The 19,339-nt window shown below is 71.3% G+C and carries 21 protein-coding genes; 11 read left to right on the plus strand and 10 right to left on the minus strand.

Features of this window, described 5'->3' with window-relative positions; all coding sequences use genetic code 11:
- Nucleotides 1-88 precede the first annotated feature (88 nt).
- Both AB0D34_RS23155 and AB0D34_RS23160 read right to left on the minus strand, forming a co-directional pair.
- Nucleotides 89-247 (minus strand): hypothetical protein, encoded by a 159-nt coding sequence (locus tag AB0D34_RS23155; RefSeq protein WP_362664258.1) that lies wholly within the window; start codon nucleotides 245-247, stop codon nucleotides 89-91.
- Nucleotides 244-1,428, minus strand: a complete 1,185-nt coding sequence (locus AB0D34_RS23160) for an acyl-CoA dehydrogenase family protein (protein WP_362664260.1) — start codon at nucleotides 1,426-1,428, stop codon at nucleotides 244-246. The genes AB0D34_RS23155 and AB0D34_RS23160 overlap by 4 nt, the downstream gene beginning before the upstream one ends.
- Nucleotides 1,429-1,505: 77 nt before the next feature.
- Between AB0D34_RS23160 and AB0D34_RS23165 the strand changes: the two genes are divergently transcribed.
- Entirely contained in the window at nucleotides 1,506-2,675 is a 1,170-nt protein-coding gene (locus AB0D34_RS23165) for an acetyl-CoA acetyltransferase (protein ID WP_362664262.1), read from the plus strand.
- On the opposite strand, the gene AB0D34_RS23170 is transcribed toward AB0D34_RS23165, so the two are convergent.
- The gene (locus AB0D34_RS23170; protein WP_362664264.1) at nucleotides 2,672-3,994 is read right to left on the minus strand and encodes a hypothetical protein; all 1,323 of its coding nucleotides are present in this window, start codon (nucleotides 3,992-3,994) and stop codon (nucleotides 2,672-2,674) included. The two genes, AB0D34_RS23165 and AB0D34_RS23170, sit on opposite strands and share 4 nt — an antisense overlap.
- Before the next feature lie 42 nt (nucleotides 3,995-4,036).
- Between AB0D34_RS23170 and AB0D34_RS23175 the strand changes: the two genes are divergently transcribed.
- Nucleotides 4,037-4,462, plus strand: coding sequence for a pyridoxamine 5'-phosphate oxidase family protein (locus AB0D34_RS23175; RefSeq protein WP_362664266.1), 426 nt, complete (start codon nucleotides 4,037-4,039; stop codon nucleotides 4,460-4,462).
- Nucleotides 4,463-4,523: 61 nt separating this feature from the next.
- On the opposite strand, the gene AB0D34_RS23180 is transcribed toward AB0D34_RS23175, so the two are convergent.
- Together AB0D34_RS23180 and AB0D34_RS23185 are read right to left on the minus strand one after the other, a co-directional pair.
- Nucleotides 4,524-4,898, minus strand: a complete 375-nt coding sequence (locus AB0D34_RS23180; RefSeq protein WP_362664268.1) for a type II toxin-antitoxin system VapC family toxin — start codon at nucleotides 4,896-4,898, stop codon at nucleotides 4,524-4,526.
- The gene (locus AB0D34_RS23185) at nucleotides 4,898-5,140 is read right to left on the minus strand and encodes a type II toxin-antitoxin system Phd/YefM family antitoxin (protein ID WP_362664270.1); all 243 of its coding nucleotides are present in this window, start codon (nucleotides 5,138-5,140) and stop codon (nucleotides 4,898-4,900) included. The genes AB0D34_RS23180 and AB0D34_RS23185 overlap by 1 nt, the downstream gene beginning before the upstream one ends.
- 110 nt (nucleotides 5,141-5,250) lie before the next feature.
- Here AB0D34_RS23185 and AB0D34_RS23190 point away from each other — a divergent pair, with 110 nt between their 5' ends.
- Nucleotides 5,251-5,916: a pyridoxal 5'-phosphate synthase gene (locus tag AB0D34_RS23190; RefSeq protein WP_362664272.1), complete on the plus strand. Its 666-nt coding sequence runs from the start codon at nucleotides 5,251-5,253 to the stop codon at nucleotides 5,914-5,916.
- Here the strand turns inward: AB0D34_RS23190 and AB0D34_RS23195 are convergent.
- On the minus strand, nucleotides 5,895-6,803 hold the full coding sequence (locus AB0D34_RS23195; protein WP_362664274.1) for a GNAT family N-acetyltransferase: 909 nt from the start codon (nucleotides 6,801-6,803) through the stop codon (nucleotides 5,895-5,897). The genes AB0D34_RS23190 and AB0D34_RS23195 overlap by 22 nt on opposite strands.
- A gap of 90 nt (nucleotides 6,804-6,893) precedes the next feature.
- Here AB0D34_RS23195 and AB0D34_RS23200 point away from each other — a divergent pair, with 90 nt between their 5' ends.
- Nucleotides 6,894-7,166, plus strand: a complete 273-nt coding sequence (locus tag AB0D34_RS23200; RefSeq protein ID WP_362664276.1) for a hypothetical protein — start codon at nucleotides 6,894-6,896, stop codon at nucleotides 7,164-7,166.
- The gene (locus AB0D34_RS23205) at nucleotides 7,163-7,555 is read left to right on the plus strand and encodes a PIN domain-containing protein (RefSeq protein WP_362664278.1); all 393 of its coding nucleotides are present in this window, start codon (nucleotides 7,163-7,165) and stop codon (nucleotides 7,553-7,555) included. Before AB0D34_RS23200 ends, AB0D34_RS23205 begins: the two co-directional genes overlap by 4 nt.
- Nucleotides 7,556-7,569: 14 nt before the next feature.
- Here AB0D34_RS23205 and AB0D34_RS23210 read toward each other — a convergent pair whose 3' ends face one another.
- The 3 genes from AB0D34_RS23210 to AB0D34_RS23220 all read right to left on the minus strand — a co-directional run bounded on the left by AB0D34_RS23210 (nucleotide 7,570) and on the right by AB0D34_RS23220 (nucleotide 9,128).
- Nucleotides 7,570-8,184 carry a GNAT family protein gene (locus tag AB0D34_RS23210; protein WP_362664279.1) on the minus strand — a complete coding sequence of 205 codons (615 nt, stop codon included), beginning with the start codon at nucleotides 8,182-8,184 and terminating at the stop codon, nucleotides 7,570-7,572.
- Nucleotides 8,185-8,262: 78 nt separating this feature from the next.
- Entirely contained in the window at nucleotides 8,263-8,682 is a 420-nt protein-coding gene (locus tag AB0D34_RS23215; protein WP_362664281.1) for a Zn-ribbon domain-containing OB-fold protein, read from the minus strand.
- Nucleotides 8,682-9,128 (minus strand): DoxX family protein, encoded by a 447-nt coding sequence (locus tag AB0D34_RS23220; RefSeq protein ID WP_362664283.1) that lies wholly within the window; start codon nucleotides 9,126-9,128, stop codon nucleotides 8,682-8,684. Before AB0D34_RS23220 ends, AB0D34_RS23215 begins: the two co-directional genes overlap by 1 nt.
- Nucleotides 9,129-9,315: 187 nt before the next feature.
- Between AB0D34_RS23220 and AB0D34_RS23225 the strand changes: the two genes are divergently transcribed.
- The 6 genes from AB0D34_RS23225 (at nucleotide 9,316) to AB0D34_RS23250 (ending at nucleotide 17,752) form a co-directional block, all read left to right on the plus strand.
- A complete protein-coding gene (locus AB0D34_RS23225; RefSeq protein ID WP_362664285.1) occupies nucleotides 9,316-10,956 on the plus strand; it encodes a subtype B tannase in 1,641 nt (546 codons plus the stop codon).
- A 190-nt stretch (nucleotides 10,957-11,146) separates the two neighbouring features.
- Nucleotides 11,147-12,349, plus strand: a complete 1,203-nt coding sequence (locus AB0D34_RS23230; protein WP_362664287.1) for an NAD(P)/FAD-dependent oxidoreductase — start codon at nucleotides 11,147-11,149, stop codon at nucleotides 12,347-12,349.
- Between the two features lie 148 nt (nucleotides 12,350-12,497).
- The gene (locus AB0D34_RS23235; RefSeq protein WP_362664289.1) at nucleotides 12,498-13,994 is read left to right on the plus strand and encodes an FAD-dependent oxidoreductase; all 1,497 of its coding nucleotides are present in this window, start codon (nucleotides 12,498-12,500) and stop codon (nucleotides 13,992-13,994) included.
- Between the two features lie 105 nt (nucleotides 13,995-14,099).
- Entirely contained in the window at nucleotides 14,100-16,325 is a 2,226-nt protein-coding gene (locus AB0D34_RS23240) for an acetate--CoA ligase family protein (RefSeq protein WP_362664291.1), read from the plus strand.
- Nucleotides 16,316-17,107 (plus strand): enoyl-CoA hydratase-related protein, encoded by a 792-nt coding sequence (locus AB0D34_RS23245; protein ID WP_362664293.1) that lies wholly within the window; start codon nucleotides 16,316-16,318, stop codon nucleotides 17,105-17,107. Before AB0D34_RS23240 ends, AB0D34_RS23245 begins: the two co-directional genes overlap by 10 nt.
- 57 nt (nucleotides 17,108-17,164) lie before the next feature.
- On the plus strand, nucleotides 17,165-17,752 hold the full coding sequence (locus AB0D34_RS23250) for a flavin reductase family protein (RefSeq protein WP_362664295.1): 588 nt from the start codon (nucleotides 17,165-17,167) through the stop codon (nucleotides 17,750-17,752).
- A gap of 238 nt (nucleotides 17,753-17,990) precedes the next feature.
- On the opposite strand, the gene AB0D34_RS23255 is transcribed toward AB0D34_RS23250, so the two are convergent.
- Entirely contained in the window at nucleotides 17,991-19,295 is a 1,305-nt protein-coding gene (locus AB0D34_RS23255) for an MFS transporter (RefSeq protein WP_362664297.1), read from the minus strand.
- Nucleotides 19,296-19,339: the final 44 nt, after the last annotated feature.

Consider the following 19,339-nt stretch of genomic DNA (forward strand, 5'->3'; position numbering starts at 1 on the left):
ACGACCCGGCGAGGGACCAGAACCACATGCGACGCCACCTCGGCGAAACGGCGCGTCGACGACACCCTCTGCACCATCCGCTCACCGATCACACCGGCACCTCCGCCCGCTCGAACAGCCGCGCAGCGTCCGCGGCTTGCGCCCGCAGCCGGTGCACGACCCGGCGAGGGACCAGAACCACATGCGACGCCACCTCGGCGAAACGGCGCGTCGACGACACCCTCTGCACCATCCGCTCACCGATCACACCGACACCTCCGCCCGCTCGAACAGCCGCGCAGCGTCAGCGGCTTGCGCCCGCAGCCGGTGCGCGGGGCCGAAGAGCAACTCGTCGCCGGTGGCGCGCTTGAAGTACAGCTGGGCCTCGTGCTCCCAGGTGAAGCCGATGCCCCCGTGCAGCTGGATGCCCTCGCCGGCGGCGGTCCGCAGGGCTTCGAGGGCCTGGGCGAGAGCGAGCCCGCCGACCCGCTGTTCCTGGCGGGCGGTGGCCCACGCGGCGTAGTACGCGGCCGACCGCGCCGCCTGGAGCTGGACGTACACATCGGCGAGCCGGTGCTTCACCGCCTGGAACGACCCGATCACCCGCCCGAACTGCTCCCGCTGCTTCACGTACTCCACGGTCCGCTCCAGCACGCGGTCGGCCGCCCCGACGGCCTCACAGGCGAGCACGGCGGCAACGGTGTCACCGAGGCGGGCGAGAGCGCCGGGGACGTCGGCCTCATCGTCCGCTCCGAGCAACTCCGCTTCCACGTCACGGAGTTCGACGCGGGCCCGGGGCCGGGTGGCGTCGAGGGCGGTCTGCCGGGCGCGGACGAGTCCGGGGGCGTCGGCGGGGACGAGGAAGAGCAGGGTGCGGGAGCGGGCGAAGCCTCCGGCGTGGGCGGCGACGAGGAGGAGACCGGCGGTGTGGCCGTCGAGGACCTGGTCGACCTGACCGTAGAGCCGCCAGCCGTCACCCCGGGGTCGGCTCGCCTGCACCCCTCCCGCCCGCCCTCCCCCGGCCCAGTCGCCCGCATTGTCCCCGGCCAGGCCGAAGGCCGCTCCCGGCGGTACCGCGAGCGTGGCGGTGAGCGCCCCGGAGGCCAGTCGGGGCAGCAGCTCGGCGCACTGGGTCTGGGTACCGAGTGCCAGTACCAGCGGGGCGGTCAGTACCGCCGTGGCCAGCAGCGGTGACGGGGCCAGCGCGGCGCCCGTCTCCTCGCAGGCCAGGGCCAGTTCGGTCACCGAGCAGCCGACACCGCCGTAGACCTCGGGGATCGCCAGGCCGGGGAGCCCGAGGTCCCCGGCGAGGGCGGTCCACAGACCAGGGTCGTACCCGGCCGGGGTGTCGACCGCGGCCCGCACCTCGGCGGCGCCGCACCGCACTCGCAGCAACTCCCGGAGGGTGCGGCGGATCTCGTCCTGCTCGGGCGTGAAGCTGGCCTCCATGGACCCTTCCCTCCCTATCTGACGGTCCGTCATATTAGTAGCCCGGCACCGAGATGCACAGAGGGAGGCAGCCACTCATGACTCCGCGCAGCCGTAAGGTCGCCGTGGTGGGCGTGGCTCTGTCCGACTGCGGCCGCGTGGACGACGCGACGCCCTACACGCTCCACGCCCAGGCCGCCCGCCGCGCCCTCACCGACGCCGGCCTGGACCGCTCTCTGGTCGACGGTCTCGCCTCGGCCGGCACCGGCACCCTCGCCCCCGCCGAGGTCGCCGAGTACCTGGGCCTGCGCCCCACGTGGGTCGACTCGACCTCGGTCGGCGGCTCCACCTGGGAGGTCATGGCGGCCCACGCGGCCGACGCCATCGCCGCGGGACACGCGAACGCGGTGCTGCTGGTCTACGGCTCCACGGCCCGCGCCGACATCAAAGCGGGCCGCCGCACCGGCACCCTCTCCTTCGGTGCCCGCGGCCCGCTCCAGTTCGAGGTGCCGTACGGCCACACCCTGATCGCCAAGTACGCGATGGCGGCCCGCCGCCACATGATCGAACACGGCACGACGATCGAGCAGTTGGCGGAGGTCGCGGTCCAGGCGCGCGCCAACGCGGCACTCAACCCCGAGGCGATGTTCCGCGACCCGATCACGGTCGACGACGTCCTCTCCGGCCCGATGATCGCGGACCCCTTCACCAAGCTGCACTGCTGCCTGCGCTCCGACGGCGGCGCGGCGGTGCTGCTCGCGGCCGAGGAGTACGTACGGGACTGCCGTACCGCTCCGGTCTGGGTGCTCGGCACCGGCGAGTACGTCTCGCACGTCAGCATGTCCGAGTGGCCCGACTTCACGGTGTCCCCGGCGGCGGTGAGCGGACGGCTGGCCTTCGGGCGGGCGGGAGTTCGCCCCGGAGAGATCGAACTAGCCCAGATCTACGACGCGTTCACCTACATGACGCTGGTGACCCTGGAGGACCTCGGGTTCTGCGCGAAGGGCGAGGGCGGTTCCTTCGTGGAGAAGGGCAGGCTGAAGGTCGAGGGCGGGGAGCTGCCGGTCAACACCGATGGGGGCGGCCTGTCCGCCCAACACCCGGGAATGCGGGGGCTGTTCCTGCTCGTGGAGGCCGTACGGCAGCTGCGCGGCGAGGCGGGGGCCCGGCAGGTGCGGCGCCGGGACGGATCCGCGCCGGGACTCGCGGTGGCGTCGGGGACGGGGGGCTGGTTCTGCTCCTCCGGGACAGTGGTCCTGGGCCGCTAGGACACGACCCGGATGACCGCCTGGTCGTTCGACGTGTCCGGGTCCCGGCGGCCCACGTCCCAGGGGCTGGAAGGGTCCTTCTCCTGGAGGCTCAGCACGCCCTCGCCCGGTGCGCCGAGTTCGGCGGTGAACTCGAAGGACCGGCTCGCACCCGGCTTCAGGTCGGGGACCTCGCACGTGTAGGTGAAGCCGTTGTTGTCGCAGTACGGCTGGTAGACGCCGTCGTCGTACTCCTCCATGGGCTGCTTGACGACCTGGAGCTCGAAGGGCGGCTCGAAGACCAGCTCGGTCGTGGCGCCGGCGTCGGCAGGGCCGTTGTTGCGGACCTGGATGCGGAAGGTGCGCCGGGTGCCGGGAGCACCCTTCAGCTCGACGTCGGAGACCTGGTAGTCGGCGTGGGTGTCGACGACGAGGTAGGTCTCTCCGCCGCCGCCGACGAAGGCGCCCTCGGCGTCGGTGGTGGGCTCGGCCTCCAGGGCCGGGCCGTCGCCGACGCCGCCGCCCTCGCTGTAGCTGCGGTAATGCCCCGGGCCCATGTCGAGGGCCCAGACGTCCCGGCCGTAGGAGGCGTAGATGTCCGTCTCGGGGACGCGCAGTCTCAGGGCGGGACGGACAACGACGGTCTCCCCCGGCTCGATCGTCACGTCCGGCAGCTCGCACACGGCTGAGGACCCCTTCTGCGGCTCGGGGTAGCGGCAGTCGTCGTAGCGCTGCGCGAACTCCACCCCGTCGGGGCTCATCGCGAGGCCGAGCCCCTTGACCGGCACCTCGCCGGTGTTGCGCACCACGAGCGGGGAGACCAGGTCGGTGCCGGGCCGCAGGAGGCCCTTGCGGTACTCGGGGGCCACCGCCTCGACGACCGGCTCGCCCACCACGAACCGGGTCCGTGCGGTGAGCTTTCTGCCGTCGTTCGTGGTGTACGTGAAGCGGACGACGGCCGTGGCACCGGGTTTCGCGCCCTTGACGGCGTGCGGCTCGGCGCGGGCGTTGTCCGCCCAATTGCTGTAGTCGCGGTCGACGTCACAGGTCAGATGGGCGGAATCGCCCTCGCAGCGGCCGCCCTTCTTCAGCCGGACCACGTCCCGCCCGTCGGGAGCCACGTCCACCGTGAGCCGGCGGGCCCCGGGCTTGCCCCCGTCCTCGGCCACCACGTGGAAGGGCGTCTTGTCCTTCGGGCCTGCCTTGTCGCCGTAGGGGCGCAGGTAGTAGAGCTCGGGGACGGTGAGCGTGGACTTCCCCTCGGCGGAGGAGTCACAGGCGCCGAGGGACGCGAGGAGGACGCCGGCCGCGCCAACTGCCGTACGGGACAGGCGATTCACGCTCGCTCCACTCTCCCTGCGGGTCGACGTACCCTGCACTGTATGGCCCTGACTCGCGAGCAACGTGAACAGTTCCTGGCCGAGCCCCATGTCGCCGCGCTTGCGGTCGACGCGGAGGAGGGGCGGGCGCCGCTGACCGTGCCGATCTGGTACCAGTACGCGCCGGGCGGCGACCTCTGGATCCTGACCGGCAGGGACTCCCGTAAGCACGAACTGATCCGCGCCGCCGGCCGCTTCTCCCTGCTGGCCGAACGCGTCGAGCCCACCATCAGGTACGTCTCGGTCGAGGGACCGGTCGTGGACAGCTACCCGGCCACTCTCGAACACCTCCGGGAGATCTCCGCCCGCTATCTGCCGGCCGACAAGGTGGACGGCTATGTCGAGTTCGCCCTCAAGAACCACGGCGAGGCGGTGATCATCGTGATGCGGCCCGAACGGTGGCTGACGTCCGACCTCGGTACCGTCTGAGGCATGGCAACGGGTTCTCACCGACCGCCGATACCTCTGTGAGCCCAAGGAAGTCGCCTTCTCACACGGGCATGACCCGCACGTCATACTGCGGGATCCACTTGTCCCGCGTCACCAGGGTCATCCCTTCGATCTGCGCCTGGGCGACCAGTATCCGGTCGAAGGGGTCCCGGTGATGTGCCGGAAGCCGGCCTGCCCGCACCCCGTGCCCGGCCGTCATGGGCAGGCCGGTGAACTGGCTGTCGCGCACCCGCTCGGCCAGGTCCTCCGGGCCTTCCAGTTTCCCGACGGACTGTTTGATGGCGATCTCCCACGGTGATACGGCACTGACGTACACGGCGGGCTCGGTATCGAGCAGATCCTTGATCTCACCGGACAGCTCAGCGGAGTCGTCCAGCCACCACAGGACGACATGGGTGTCGAGCAGCAGTCGCATCAACGCATCCCGAACACGTCGGCGATGTCGTCGGGCAGTTCATCGAAGTCGTCCGGGATGTGGATCTGCCCCCGGAGTGAGCCCCGGCCGGTCCGCTTCACCTTGGGGCGCAGCGGCACCACCTTGGCCACCGGCTCCCCCGCCTTGCTGATCACGACTTCCTCACCGGTCGCAACCTGCTCCAGAATCCGTGAGAAGTGCGTCTTGGCCTCATGGACGTTGTACTGACGGGCTGCTTCCATGACTGCCTCACGAAAAGGTCAACGGGTGGACTAAGCGCTGGACTAAGCCTAGCCCTCCCAGAGGCGCGGCGCACTCATTGCGGCCGCGTGAGCTCGGTACCGTCTGAGGCATGGCAACAGATCTTCACGAACTGCTGAGGTCACTGCGGGTGTGGGACCCGGAGGTCACCTCGCTGCCCGCCTTCGACCCCGACACCGCGCCCGCGACCCCGCTGGAGCTGTTCACCACCTGGTTCGCGGAGGCGGTGACGGCCGGGCAGACCGAGCCGCACACCATGTCCCTCGCGACGGCGGACGCGGAGGGCCGGCCCGACGTGCGGACCGTCATGCTGCACGGCGCCGACACCGACGGCTGGGCCTTCGCCAGCCACTCCCACAGCCGCAAGGGCGGTCACCTGGCGGCGCGGCCGTACGCCGCCCTCGGGTTCTACTGGCCGGCGCTCGGGCGGCAGGTGCGGGTGCGGGGACCGGTGAGCGCGGCCCCCTCCGAGGAGGGCCAGGCCGATCTGCACGCCCGCTCGACCGGCGCGCTGGCCGCCGCGCTCACCGGGCGGCAGAGCGAAGTGCTGGGCTCGCTCGGGGAGTTGGCAAGGGTCTCCGAGGAGTCCTGGGAGCGGGCGCAGCGGGAGCCCGGCGCGCCCGTCCCGTCCTGGACGTTGTACCGGCTGCTTCCGGATGAGGTGGAGTTCTTCCAGGGGGACGAGCGGAGGCGGCACGTTCGGCTCAACTACCGCCGTACCGACAGTGGTTGGGGTCAGGAACTGCTCTGGCCCTGAAAGTCGTACACCGCGAAGTCGGCCACCGGCCGGTAACCGATGCGCTGGTACAGGCCGTTGCTGGTCGGGTTGGCCAGGTCGGTGAAGAGCAGCACCTCCTCGGCGCCCCGCTCCCGCGCGAGCCGGCTGGCCTCGGCGGTGGCGGCACCGGCGTACCCGCGGCCACGGAGCCGGGCCGGGGTGTAGACGGGCGCCACCCGGATCTGCCCTGCCACCAGCGGGGTGAGGCCGGCCATGGAGACGGGGGCGCCGTCGGGTGCTTCCCAGAGGGTGACGCCGTCGTGGGCGAGGCGGGCGTCGGCCCAGGACTCGGCGGACCCGGGGTTCGGCTCGCCGATGTCCCGGGCGAACTCCCCGAACCAGCGCACCAGCAGCTGCCGGTCGCCCTCCCCGGCGGTCCTCGGCCGCCCCTGGGGCACCGGCTCCGGCACGGTCAGCGTGTCCAGCCGGTACAACCGCTGGCGCTGGTGGAGCACGGCCGTGACCCCGGTGCGCCGCTCCCAGGCCCGGGCCAGGACAGCTGCGGTCTCGGCCTCCGCGCTGACCCCGGGGAGCGGGCGACCGGCCAGATGCGCGGCAAGGGAGTCGGCCTGCGCGTCGGTGAGGCGCGTGAGGAAGGGCCGGTGCGGAGGTGTCCGGAAGTAGGCCGCCCTGACCTCCCCGGCCTCCTCCAGCAGCCCGAACCAGGGCGCCTCACTGCCGTAGGCCTGAAGCCCGCGGGTGCGCAGCGCCTCCGTCACGGTGAGCATGACGGTGTGCAGGTCCGGGCGGGACCGCAGGAAGTCTCCGGCGCGGGAGAGGAACTCGTCGAGGTCCTCGGTGGTGTGCCAGTGGCCGACGGGGACGGCGGCAGGGGCAGGACTGGGACGCGAGGTGTCGGGGTGCATGCTCCATGGTCCTGCGGAGGCAGGGGCCGGCGCCCGTGAATCAAGCTTCCCCGCACCAACGAATAACAAAAGATTTGTTAAACTGGGTCCATGGTCACGTCTCCCGCCCCCGGTGAAGGCCCCGTCCGTCCGGTCTCCGTATCCCTCCATGAGGGCACCATCGCCGCCCTGAGGGAACGAACCGGCAAGCGAGGCATGTCGGCCTACGTCGAGGCCCTCATCCAGCGCCAGTTGGAACGCGATCGCCTGCGCGAACTCATCGAGGACGCCGAGGCCGAGCACGGTCCGGCCGACCCGGCGGCAGTGGAGGCCAAGCGAGCCGTCCTGCGCGGCGACGCGGCCGGTTCGGTGGACGCCGCGTGACGGGCACGCTCGTCCTCGACTGCGAGGGCCTGTCCGCACTCGTCCAGCGATCCCCCGAGCTCACCGAGTGGCTGGCTGCGGCAGAGGCCGAGGACATTCGAGTCGTCACGAGCTCTGTGACGCTCGTCGAGGCGCGTGACCCGAAGATCAATCAGGCACGATTCGACTACGCCGTCTCCCGCGTGAACATCGTCCCGCCCACGGAGGCCATTGCTCGCCACGCGAGTAAGCTCCTCGCCGCCGCCGGTCTTCACGGACACAAGTACGCCCTCGACGCAATCGTCGCCGCCACGGCACTTTCGTCACCCGCCCCGGCGACCGTCCTGACCTCGGACCCCGAAGATCTCACCGTGCTGTGCGGACCAGGACCCCTCGTCATCAAGATCTGATCCGGACACAGGGGTCACGAGGGAGCCTTGGTCCATGCCGGCTCCGGATCCGTCGCCAGCCGCGCGTGCAGGTGGACGTCGCGGAACGCGTCGTGCCGCCCCGCCTCGAACATCGCGCCCCGCAGCGTGCCCTCGTAGCGGAAGCCGCAGCGTTCGGCGACGGTGCAGGAGGCTTCGTGGCCGAGGGCGTGGCCCAGTTCCAGGCGGTGCAGGCCGAGGTCGGTGAGGGCCCAGTGGGCGGCGAGACGCAGGGCGCGGGTGGCCACGCCCCGGCCGCGGGCCTCGGGGAGCACCCAGTAGCCCACGCGGGCGGTGCGGAAGACGTGGTCGATCATGTCGACGCCGAGGTGCCCGAGGGTCGTACCGCTCGACTCCTCCGTGATCCGGTACGACGCGCTCGTGCCCTGCGCCGCCCGGTCGGCCCTGCGGCGGATGGCGTCACGGGCGCCGTCGAGGTCGTGGATCAGGGTGAGGGGAGTGTTCCAGCGCCCGAACTCGGGGTCGAGGGTGGCGCGCAGCCAGTCCTGGACCTGGGCGTCGGAGTCCGCGTCCCAGGCGCACAGGAGCAGGCCATGGCCGTGCAGCGAGGTGAAGGGGCGTATGAGGTGCTGATCGTCGACATCGGTCATCCCCCCATTCAACCGTCCGCATCCACGGCCCGTCGGCCGGTACGACGTGCCGATCGTCGAGTTCGGTCAGCCGTCCACTCAAACCGCCGCACTCGTCCCGCGCGGCCTGAATTTCGGCACCCCCTCCGGGAACACCGCCTCCAGCTCCAGCCCCGCCCGCAGATCCCCGTGCGCGCAGTCCACGATCTCCGTCATCATCCGCGGCCCCTCGGCCAAGTCGACCACGGCGGCGACGTACGGGGTGCGGTCGTTGAAGGGGGGCAGGTCGTTGCGGTGGACGACGGACCAGGTGTGGAGCGTGGCGCGGCCGGTCGCCTCGGACCAGGAGACGTCCTCGCTCCAGCAGCGCGGGCAGAACTCCCGTGGATAGTGGTGGACTTGGCCGCAGGCCCGGCAGTGCCTGAGCAGCAGGACGCCTCGCGCCGCCGCGTCCCAGTAGGTCCGTGTGAAGGCGTCCGCCTCCGGCAGGTCGTATCGCGTGTCCCATCGCGTGTTCATCAGAACCAGCCCACCGCGGCGTCGAGCGACCACGCCTGCCAGGACATCCCGAACAGGGCGACCAGGGAGATCAGGGCCATCATCGAGTTCTGCCCCTGCTCGGCCCAGTCGTGGATCATCAGGGTGAAGTAGAGGACGTTCAGGAGGAGGCCGCCGACCAGGGCCAAAGGGGTCAGGAGGCCGAGTATCAGGCCTGCGCCCAGGGCGAGTTCGGCGTACGCAACGACGTACGCCATCGTCTTCGGGCGGGGTGCGACCACCACGTGGAAACCGCTGCGGACCGGCGCCCAGCGGTGCTTGGCGGCGATGTCCGCGGCCCAGGTGATGCCGCCGCCCTCGAACCACGTCCGCTTGTCCTTGTGCCGCCAGCTCTCCAGCCACCACAGCCCGAGACCTATGCGCAGGACGGCCAGCCACTCGGCCCCGGTGAGCCAGATCGTGTCCATAAAATCTGACGGTACGTCAGATCGTGGGACCCGGGAAGACCGCGTCCCCGGTGAGAATCCATGAGAGAAGACTGTGCGCTCCCTGAGAAGCTGTGGGTCCCCCGTGAATACCCCCGGATTGTTGGCAATTTTGTCGGAGCTCTGGCTACGTTCGTTCCCGCCAGCGAAAACGCCGAGGGAGCCAACCGTGAAGCACAGGGCAATCAAGCGCAGGAACGTCGTCATCGGCATCGGTGCGACGGCGGGGACCGCAGCCGTCGGAGGTGTCGCCCTGAACGCCAGCGCCTCGACCGCCGGCTCCACCACGAGCAGCGACAGCAGTCTCGTCTTCGACCCCGACGCCTTCACCAAGCTGACGACGACGGTCACCGACACGGAGGGCACCGAGCACTCGGTCACCTACCACTTCTGGAAGGCGATCACCTACGTCTCCAAGCCGGTCGACGAGACCTACCAGTCGCTGAACGTCAGCGTGCCGGTCGAGATCGACGGCACCGCCGTGGACGCGAGCGACGCCCCGATCCTGTTCGCGAACTCCGTCGGCGGCTACATGCCGTCCTCCGTGGCGGACGCCACCGGCATCGGTGGCGGCGGCATGAGCGGCGGGGCAGGCGGCGGCGCTCCGAGCGGCGCCCCCACCGCGAGCCCGTCGGCCAGCGCCACCGCGCCCGGCGCCAACGGCAACACCAACGCCACCGGCGGCGCCATGAACACCAACCAGATGCTGGCCCTGGCCGCCGGGTACGTCGTCGTCGAGCCCGGCGCCCGCGGCCGTACCCTCAAGAACTCCGCCGGCGAGTACTACGGCACCGCCCCCGCCGCGATCGTCGACCTCAAGGCGGCCGTGCGCTACGTGAAGTCCAACAAGGGCCGCATCCCCGGCGACGTCGAGCGGATCGTCTCCGCCGGCACAAGCGCGGGCGGCGCCCTGTCCTCCCTGCTCGGTGCCTCCGGCGACAGCCCGCTCTACGACAAGTACCTCGAGGAGATCGGCGCGGCCGATGCCTCCGACGCGATCTTCGCCACCGGAGCCTGGTGCCCGATCATCGACCTGGAGCACGCCGACGCCGCCTACGAGTGGAACTGGGGCACCAACGTCACCGCCTCCACCGGCAAGGTCGTCGACCAGACCCTGTCGAAGGAGTTCCAGTCCCAGTTCGCCGAGTACCAGGCGAAGCTGAAGCTGCGCGGCCTCAAGGGCTCCGGCTTCGGCACCCTGACCGCCCGCAACTACGACGACTACCTGGTCAAGCAGTACCTGGAGCCCTCGGCGACCACCTACCTCGCCGCGCTCCCGGACTCCGACCGCGCGACCTACCTGGCTGCCAACACCTTCATCACCTGGAAGAACGGCAGGGCCACCTTCACCTGGGCCGACTTCCTCACCCACGTAGGCGCCCGCAAGAAGACCGCCCCGGCCTTCGACCCCTTCGACCTGTCATCCGGCGAGAACAACGAGTTCGGTGCCGGTACGACCGAGGCGCGCCACTTCACCGCGTACGGCGCCAAGAACGACACCACCGGCCTGTCCACCAAGCGCGTCGCGAGCGACATCCCCGAGAAGCTCAACCTGATGAACCCGATGTACCACCTGGTGGAGAAGGCCAACAGCAAGCGCTCCAAGCACTGGTGGATCCGCCTCGGCACCAAGGACTCCGACACCTCGCTGACGATCGCCGCCAACCTGGCTGCCGGGGCGGGCAACCTCGGCGACAACGTCAACCACCTCTACTACTGGGACCAGGGCCACGGCGCCAACACCGACCCCGGCGACTTCATCACCTGGATCGCCAAGGTCACGGGTTACAAGAAGGCCAGGAAGAAGTAGTCCGCCGCGACCGGCCACGGCACCGGGCTCCGCACCCGCGGACCGGGCGCCGTGACCTTTTCCGTACCCGCACAACCAGGTGACCTACGCCACAGATCCCACCCACCCCTCCTACAGGCGTGATCGATCCGCAACCAATTCCCGGCTTGACCGAGACCCATCAACGCGCTGCCTGATTACGCTCGCGCTCATGGCCGACTCCACGCCCGCAGACCGCCCCGACCAGCCCGGTCAGCCCGATCGCCCCGTGTACGTCATCGGCGGCGGCCCGGCCGGGCTCTCCGTCGCGTACGCGCTGCGCACCCGGGGCATCCGCGCGGTCGTCCTGGAGAAGTCCGACCGCATCGGCGCCTCCTGGCGGCGCCACTACGACCGCCTCCACCTGCACACCACCCGCCGTCTCTCGGCCCTGCCCGGCCTGCCGATGCCCCGCCGCTTCGGCCGCTGGGTCTCCCGCGACGACGTGGTGCGCTACCTGGAGAAGTACGCCGAGTTCCACGAGCTGGAGACCGTGACCGGCGTCGAGGTCTCCCGCGTCGAGCGCACCCCCGACGGCACCGGCTGGCTGCTGCACGCCACCGGCGGCCGCGAACTGACCGGCGCCGCGGTCGTCGTCGCCACCGGCTACAACCACACCCCGCTGCTGCCGGACTGGCCGGGCCGCGAGGGGTTCAAGGGCGAGCTCCGGCACGCCGGCGAGTACCGCAACCCCGAGCCCTACACCGGCCGTGACGTCCTCGTCGTGGGCGTCGGAAACACCGGCGCCGAGATCGCCGTCGACCTGGTGGAGGGCGGGGCGAGTCGGGTACGGCTGTCCGTGCGCACCGCCCCGCACATCGTCCGCCGCTCCACGGCCGGCTGGGCCGCCCAGTACACGGGCGTACTCGTACGGCGCCTTCCGGTCGGCCTCGTGGACCGGCTGGCCCGGCCCATGGCGAAGCTCAGCGTGCCCGACCTGTCCCGGCACGGCCTGCCCCGCCCCGACACCGGCCTCTACAGCCGGGTCAAGGAGGGCGCCATCCCGGTCCAGGACGTCGGCCTCATCGACGCGATCCGCAAGGGCCGGGTCGAGGTAGTGGCAGCCGTCGAAAGCTTCGAGGACGGCGAGGTCCTGCTGGCCGACGGCAGCCGCATCGCCCCGGACGCGGTGATCGCGGCCACGGGGTACACCCGCGCCCTTGACGGGCTGGTCGGCCACCTGGACGTCCTCGACGGGCGCGGGGGCCCGGTCGCCAACGGCGCCCGCGCTCCGAAGAGTGCCCCCGGCCTCTTCTTCACCGGCTACGTCACTCCCATCAGCGGCACCTTCCGCGAGGTCGCGATCGACGCGGAGAAGATCGCGAAGGCCATCGCGAAGGACGGCGCGGACCGGCTCTCCCGGCTGCCTGTCTGACGTAGGAAAGCTCAACTCTCTTCAGTACGGCTCCCGTTACTCATGTGTCAGATGTGACGGGAGCGTTGTCGTGTGCCCCCGCTCGGGGCCAGAATGTGAACATCCCTCATGTTCTAGCTCCACACTCTCTCCACTACGGAGGACGCACGTGGCACGCGAAAGACGACTCCCCCCGCTCTCCCGGCGCTCCCTGCTCGGCGGGGCCGCCGCGGCGGCCGGTGCCGTGACCCTCACCGGCACCGCCGCCGCTCCCGCCTTGGCCGCGACCCGTGACGTGGACGTCGCGATCGTCGGCGCCGGTCTCGCCGGGCTCACCGCGGCCCGTGACCTGGTCGCGGGCGGCCGGACGGTCGCCGTCCTGGAGGCCCGTGACCGCGTCGGCGGCCGGGTCCTGAACCTGCCCCTCGCGGGCGGCGGTGTCACCGAGGGCGGCGGCGAGTTCATCGGCCCCACCCAGGACCGCATCAAGGCGCTCGCCGACTCCCTCGGGGTGGGGACCTTCGCCACCTACAACACCGGCAACAACCTCCTCTACAAGGACGGCAAGAAGACCCCCTACGCCACTGACGGCATCCTCGGCTCGGTCCCGCCGATCGACGCGGCGGGGCTCGCCAACGCGGCCATCGTGCAGGCCTCCCTCGACGACATGGCCAAGACCATCCCGGTCGACGCGCCCTGGACCGCCGCGAAGGCCGACGAGTGGGACCGGCAGACCTTCGAGACCTGGCTGCGCGCCAACGCCGTGGTCCCCTCGGCCAAGTTCCTCTTCGACGTGGCCTGCACCTCGATCTTCTCGGCCGAACCGCGCGAACTCTCCCTGCTGTTCGTCCTCTTCTACATCGCCGCCGCCGGCAACGAGACCAACGTCGGCACCCTGGAACGCCTCACCGAGACCGCGGGCGGCGCCCAGGAACTGCGCTTCGTCGGCGGCTCGCAGCTGGTGCCGATCAAGCTCGCCGCAACGCTGGGCGACCGGGTGGTGCTGAACGCCCCGGTGCGCACGATCGCCAAGTCCGGCTCGAAGTACGTCGTCACGGCCGACGGGGTCACCGTCACCGCCAAGCGGGTCGTCGTCGCCGTACCCCCGCCGCTCGCGGCCCGCATCACCTACGACCCGCTGCTGCCCGCCGCCCGCGACCAGCTCACCCAGCGGCTGCCGATGGCCTCGGTCGGCAAGGCGATCGCGATCTACGACACCCCGTTCTGGCGGGCCGACGGCCTCAACGGCCAGGTCGTCAGCGACACCGGTGTGGTCAGCTCGACCTTCGACAACTCACCGCCCGACGCCTCCTACGGCGCCCTGATGGGCTTCATCGAGGCCGACGAGGCCCGCAAGTTCGACGCGGCGAGCGAGGCGGAGGTCAAGGCGGCCGTCCTCAAGGACTACGTGACGTACTTCGGCTCGAAAGCGGCCTCCCCCACCTCCTTCGTCCTGCAACGCTGGAACAACGAGGCCTACACCCGCGGCGGCCCCGTCTCCATCGGCGCCCCCGGCGTGCTCACCCAGTACGGGCCCGCCCTGCGCGCTCCGGTCGGCGGCATCCACTGGGCGGGGACGGAGACGTCCGTCCACTGGATGGGCTTCATGGACGGAGCCGTCCGCTCCGGTGAGCGGGTGGCCAAGGAGGTGCTCGCGGTGCTGTAGTCGGCGCCGCAACTTTGCGTGCACGCCCGTTCCTGACACTGCGTCAGTTCTGTAATCTGACACTGCGTCAGTTATTCACGCTGTCACACAGGAGCGGGCGGACCGATGCTTGGATCAACCCACGGCACCCTCACCACCGACTCCCGCCGGGCCCGGGTCATCGCATGCGGCGAGCAGCCCGGGCCCGCCGTCCACGGCAGGCCGGCCGAGGTCGACGATCTCGACGTCGGCGGTCGGCCGTTGTATGCGGACGTCCCCGATCTGGACCGTTTCTTCCGGCCGGAGTCGGTCGCCGTGATCGGCGCCTCGGACGCCGAAGGCCGCCCGAACACCGGTATCACCCGGCAGTTGACCGACTGGGCGGGCCGGGTGGGCGCCCGGCTGCACCCGGTGCACCCCACCCGCGAGTCCGTCTTCGGCATCCCCTGCGTGCCGTCCGTCGCCGAACTGCCCGAGCAGGTCGACCTGGCCGTCCTGCTGGTGGCGGAGCCTCTTCCGGTGGTCGAGCAACTGGCGGAGGCCAAGGCGAAGTTCGCGGTCGTCTTCGCCTCCGGGTTCGCGGAGACCGGCGCGCAGGGAGCCGCGGCACAGGAGCGGCTCGCCGCCGCGGTGGCGGAGTCCGGGATGCGGCTGCTGGGCCCCAACACCAACCTGAACGCCTTCTCCTCCTTCCGCGAGGACCTCGACGGCCCGGGCATCGCCCTGATCACCCAGTCCGGCCACCAGGGCCGCCCGGTCCACGCCCTCCAGGAACTCGGCATCCGCCTCACCCACTGGGCGCCCACCGGCAACGAGGCCGATCTGGAGAGCTCCGACTTCCTCTCCTACTTCGCCGAGCGGCCCGAGGTGGGCGCCATCGCCTGCTACCTGGAGGGCCTCAAGGACGGCCGCTCCTTCCTGCTCGCCGCCGACCGGGCCGCCCGCCGCAAGGTGCCCGTGGTCGCGGTCAAGGTGGGCCGCACCGAGACCGGCGCCCGCACGGCCGCCTCCCACACCGGCAAGCTGACCGGCGCGGACACAGTGGTGGACGCGGCGATGCGGCAGTACGGCGTGATCCGCGTCGACGGACTCGACGAACTACAGGACACCGCGACCCTGTTGGCCCGCGCGAGGCCGCCGCGCGCCGAAGGGGTCGTCGTCTACTCGATCTCGGGCGGCACCGGCGCCCACTTCGCCGACCTGGCGACGGAGGCGGGGCTTGCGCTGCCCGCCCTCTCGGAGGCCAAGCAGACCGAACTGCACCAGTGGATACCGGAGTTCCTGAGCGTCGCGAACCCCGTCGACAACGGCGGGCACCCGGTCGGTGACGAGCGCGGCCGGAAGATCATCGACGCGATCCTCGCCGATCCGTCGGTCGGGGTCCTGATCTGCCCGGTCACCGGGCCGTTCCCTCCTCTCAGCGACCGGCTGGTGCAGGACCTGGTGGACGCGGCCGAGCAGACCGACAAGCTGGTCTGCGTGGTGTGGGGCTCGCCCGTCGGCACCGAGCCGGCCTACCGCGAGGTGCTGCTGGGCTCCTCCCGGGTGGCCACCTTCCGCACGGTCGGCAACTGCATCACCGCGGTCCGCGCGTACCTCGACCACCACCGCTTCGTCACCGGCTACCGCTCCCCCTTCGACGAGGCCCCGCGCACCCCCTCGCCGTCCTTCCGCAAGGCGCAGGCTCTGATGCGCCCGGGCCAGCAGCTCAGCGAGCACGCGGCCAAGCAGCTGCTGCGGGCGTACGGGATCCGGGTGCCGCGCGAGCAGCTGGTGACCAGCGCGGCGGCCGCCGTACGCGCGGCGGGCCTGGTGGGCTACCCGGTGGTGATGAAGGCGTCCGGCGCCAGGATCGCCCACAAGACCGAGCTGGGCCTGGTGAGGATCGGTCTGACATCCGCCAGCCAAGTCAGGGACACCTACCGCGAGTTGACCGACATCGCCCGCTACGAGGACGTCTCCCTCGACGGGGTCCTGGTCTGCCAGATGGTCGAGCGGGGCGTCGAGATGGTCGTCGGGGCCGCGCACGACGAGCTGTTCGGGCCGACGGTGACGGTCGGGCTCGGCGGGGTCCTGGTCGAGGTGCTGCGCGACACGGCCGTACGCGTGCCGCCGTTCGGTGAGGAGCAGGCCCGGGACATGCTGGCGGACCTGCGCGGACGGGCCCTGCTGGACGGGGTGCGGGGGCGGCCCCCGGCGGATCTCGACGCCCTCGTGGAAGTGGTTCTGCGCGTGCAGCGCATGGTGCTTGAGCTCGGGGACGAGGTCGCGGAGCTCGACATCAACCCGCTGATGGTGCTGCCCCGGGGGCAGGGCGCGGTGGCCCTGGACGCGTTGGTGGTGTGCCGGTGAGCGAGGTGCGGCACACCGTCGACGGCCAGGTCTTGTACGTCACCCTCAACCGGCCGGAGGCCCTCAACGCGCTCACCCCGGACCAACGGGACCTGATCATCGAGCTGTTGGCGCAGGCGTCAGCCGACCCCGAGGTGCGGGCGGTCGTCCTCACCGGGACCGGGCGCGGCTTCTGCGCCGGGGCGGATCTGCGAGGCGGGGCGACCGCTTCGGACCCGGTCCCCGGCGACGTCGCCCGCGTGATCCGCCTCGGCGCACAACGCCTGATCGCCGCCGTCCTCGACTGCGAGAAGCCGGTGATCGCGGCGGTGAACGGCACGGCGGCCGGTATCGGCGCGCATCTCGCCTTCGCCTGCGACCTGGTCCTGGCCGCCGAATCGGCGAGGTTCATCGAGGTGTTCGTCCGTCGAGGCCTGGTCCCCGACGGCGGTGGCGCGTATCTCCTGACCCGCCTCCTGGGCCCCCGGCGCGCCAAGGAGCTGATGTTCTTCGGCGACGCCCTCTCCGCCCCGGACGCCGAGCGCCTCGGCCTGGTGAACCGGGTCGTGCCGGACGGGGAGTTGGACAAGACGGCCCGCGAGTGGGCGACCCGCCTCGCCACCGGTCCCACCCGCGCCCTCGCCCTGACCAAACAGCTCGTCAACGCCTCCCTGGACACCGACCGCACCACCGCCTTCGCCGCCGAGGCCGCCGCCCAGGAGATCAACATGACGACGGCGGACGCGAAGGAGGGCGTGGCGAGCTTCGTGGAGCGCAGAAGCCCGGGATACAGGGGCCGTTAAGGGGTCGGATCGGACCCCTTCCTATCTGACGCACCGTCAGCTTCAATGGTGGGCGTGATGGGACAAGCAGGGATGGCGGAAGCGGCCGTCCGCTACCTCAGGTCCGGCAAGGCCCTCTCCGTGGAGGCGTTGCCCCGGCCGGAGCTGCGGTGCGTCCGCGAGGACGAGCGGGCGCCGGTCGACCAGGCCGAGTTCCGGCGCGTGCTGGGGAACTTCGCGACCGGCGTGACGGTGGTGACGGCCCCCGGGGCGCCCGGCGAGGCACCCGCCGGCTTCGCCTGCCAGTCCTTCTCCTCCCTCTCCCTCGACCCGCCGCTCGTCGCTTTCATGGTGGGCCGTACGTCCACGACCTGGCCGCGCATCGCCCAGGCGGGCGTCTTCTGCGTGAACGTCCTGAGCGCCGACCAGGGCGAGCTGTGCAGGGCGTTCGCGGTGACCGGCGCCGACAAGTTCGCGGGCGTGCCCCACGAACCGGCCCCGGTCTCCGGCTCACCGCGCCTCACGGGCACACTCGCGTGGATCGACTGCACGATCCACGCGGTGCACACGGGCGGGGACCATCTGATCGTGGTGGGGCGGGTGGACGCCTTGGGGCCGGGCGAGGGCGAGGCACCGCTGCTGTTCCACAGGGGACGGTTCCTCTGAGGCGTCCCGGCACAGGGCTCGGCGGCCGATGCAAGTGGCCTCCGTGATCAGCACCTCGGTCCCGATCACGGGCACAGCGGGAGGCCCCGTTGCCCTCGATCCATGCTCGGCCCGGAGGACTGCCGTGTCCTGCTCGACGCCGACGCGGTCCCGCGGCCTGCTCGCCGGCAAACTCCTCGCGCTGTGGGACCGTCCTCGGATCACTTGGACGACCCTGGAGAACGGCCTCTAGGCCCCTCTAGGCCGCCGCGGGCACAGGCGCCGCCGGTCGACGCCGGATCACCAGCGCCATCAGCGCCGCCGCCGCGCACAGCGCGCCCGAGGCGTACCAGACCATGTCGTACGACCCGAAGACGTCCCGGGCGAGTCCGCCGAGGAAGGCGATCAGGGCCGCGCCGACCTGGTGGGAGGCGAGGACCCAGCCGAAGACGATCGCGCTGTCGTCGCCGTACTGCTCGCGGCACAGTGCGACGGTGGGCGGGACGGTGGCGACCCAGTCGAGGCCGTAGAAGACGATGAAGAAGAGCATCGGCGGGTGGACGGAGGGGGCCAGCAGCATGGGCAGGAAGAGCAGCGAGATGCCGCGCAGGGCGTAGTACACGGCGAGCAGGCGGCGCGGTTCGAAGCGGTCGGTGAACCAGCCGGAGGCGACCGTGCCGACGACGTCGAAGACGCCGATGACCGCGAGCAGCGAGGCGGCGGCCGTGACGGGCATGCCGTGGTCGTGGGCGGCGGGCACGAAGTGGGTCTGGATCAGGCCGTTGGTGGAGGCCCCGCAGATCGCGAAGGTGCCGGCGAGCAGCCAGAAGGGGCCGGTGCGGGCGGCCTTGAACAGGACCGTGACCGCGCGGCGGGCGGCACCTGTCACAGGAGCGGGCTTCGGCACGAACTCCTTGGCGCCGTACGGCCGTAGCCCCACGTCGGCCGGGTGGTCACGCAGCAGCAGCCACACGAAGGGGACCACCGCGAGGGCGGCGAGCGCGACCGTGATCGCCGCCGGGCGCCAGTCGTGCTTCTCGACCATCCAGGACAGCACCGGCAGGAAGATCAGCTGCCCTGAGGCGGAGGCGGCGGTGAGGATGCCGGTGACCAGGCCGCGCCGATCGGTGAACCAGCGGTTGGTGACGGTCGCCGCGAACGCCAGCGCCATCGAGCCGCTGCCGAGGCCGACGAGCAGGCCCCAGTACAGCATCAGCTGCCAGGCCGCCGTCATCCACACGGTCAGGCCCGAACCGACCGCGATCACGGTCAGCGCGACGGCGACCACCCGCCGGATGCCGAAGCGGTCCATCAGCGCGGCGGCGAAGGGCGCGGTCAGGCCGTAGAGCGCGAGGTTGACGGAGACGGCCGCACTGATCGTGCCGCGCGACCAGCCGAAGTCCTGGTGCAGGGGGTCGATGAGGAGGCCCGGCAGGGAGCGGAAGGCGGCCGCGCCGATGATCGTCACGAAGGTGACGGCGGCGACGAACCAGGCGCGGTGGATGCGGCCGGGCTGCTTTTCCGTCGGGGCCGCCTGCACGGCGGCTTCGGTTGTCTGGGTCACGACATAGAGCTTGCGGCCTGCGGCTCCCCCCGATCCATTGGCCC

Source organism: Streptomyces sp. NPDC048420 (assembly GCF_040651535.1).
Lineage (GTDB): Bacteria > Actinomycetota > Actinomycetes > Streptomycetales > Streptomycetaceae > Streptomyces.

Coding starts and splice junctions, on each gene's coding strand:
- AB0D34_RS23175 (WP_362664266.1), top strand. CDS start 4,037: ATGGCCCTGACTCGCGAGCAACGTGAACAGTTCCTGGCCGAGCCCCAT.
- AB0D34_RS23160 (WP_362664260.1), bottom strand. CDS start 1,428: ATGGAGGCCAGCTTCACGCCCGAGCAGGACGAGATCCGCCGCACCCTC.
- AB0D34_RS23230 (WP_362664287.1), top strand. CDS start 11,147: ATGGCCGACTCCACGCCCGCAGACCGCCCCGACCAGCCCGGTCAGCCC.
- AB0D34_RS23215 (WP_362664281.1), bottom strand. CDS start 8,682: ATGAACACGCGATGGGACACGCGATACGACCTGCCGGAGGCGGACGCC.
- AB0D34_RS23240 (WP_362664291.1), top strand. CDS start 14,100: ATGCTTGGATCAACCCACGGCACCCTCACCACCGACTCCCGCCGGGCC.
- AB0D34_RS23180 (WP_362664268.1), bottom strand. CDS start 4,898: ATGCGACTGCTGCTCGACACCCATGTCGTCCTGTGGTGGCTGGACGAC.
- AB0D34_RS23185 (WP_362664270.1), bottom strand. CDS start 5,140: ATGGAAGCAGCCCGTCAGTACAACGTCCATGAGGCCAAGACGCACTTC.
- AB0D34_RS23250 (WP_362664295.1), top strand. CDS start 17,165: ATGGGACAAGCAGGGATGGCGGAAGCGGCCGTCCGCTACCTCAGGTCC.
- AB0D34_RS23195 (WP_362664274.1), bottom strand. CDS start 6,803: ATGCACCCCGACACCTCGCGTCCCAGTCCTGCCCCTGCCGCCGTCCCC.
- AB0D34_RS23165 (WP_362664262.1), top strand. CDS start 1,506: ATGACTCCGCGCAGCCGTAAGGTCGCCGTGGTGGGCGTGGCTCTGTCC.
- AB0D34_RS23220 (WP_362664283.1), bottom strand. CDS start 9,128: ATGGACACGATCTGGCTCACCGGGGCCGAGTGGCTGGCCGTCCTGCGC.
- AB0D34_RS23200 (WP_362664276.1), top strand. CDS start 6,894: ATGGTCACGTCTCCCGCCCCCGGTGAAGGCCCCGTCCGTCCGGTCTCC.
- AB0D34_RS23190 (WP_362664272.1), top strand. CDS start 5,251: ATGGCAACAGATCTTCACGAACTGCTGAGGTCACTGCGGGTGTGGGAC.
- AB0D34_RS23210 (WP_362664279.1), bottom strand. CDS start 8,184: ATGACCGATGTCGACGATCAGCACCTCATACGCCCCTTCACCTCGCTG.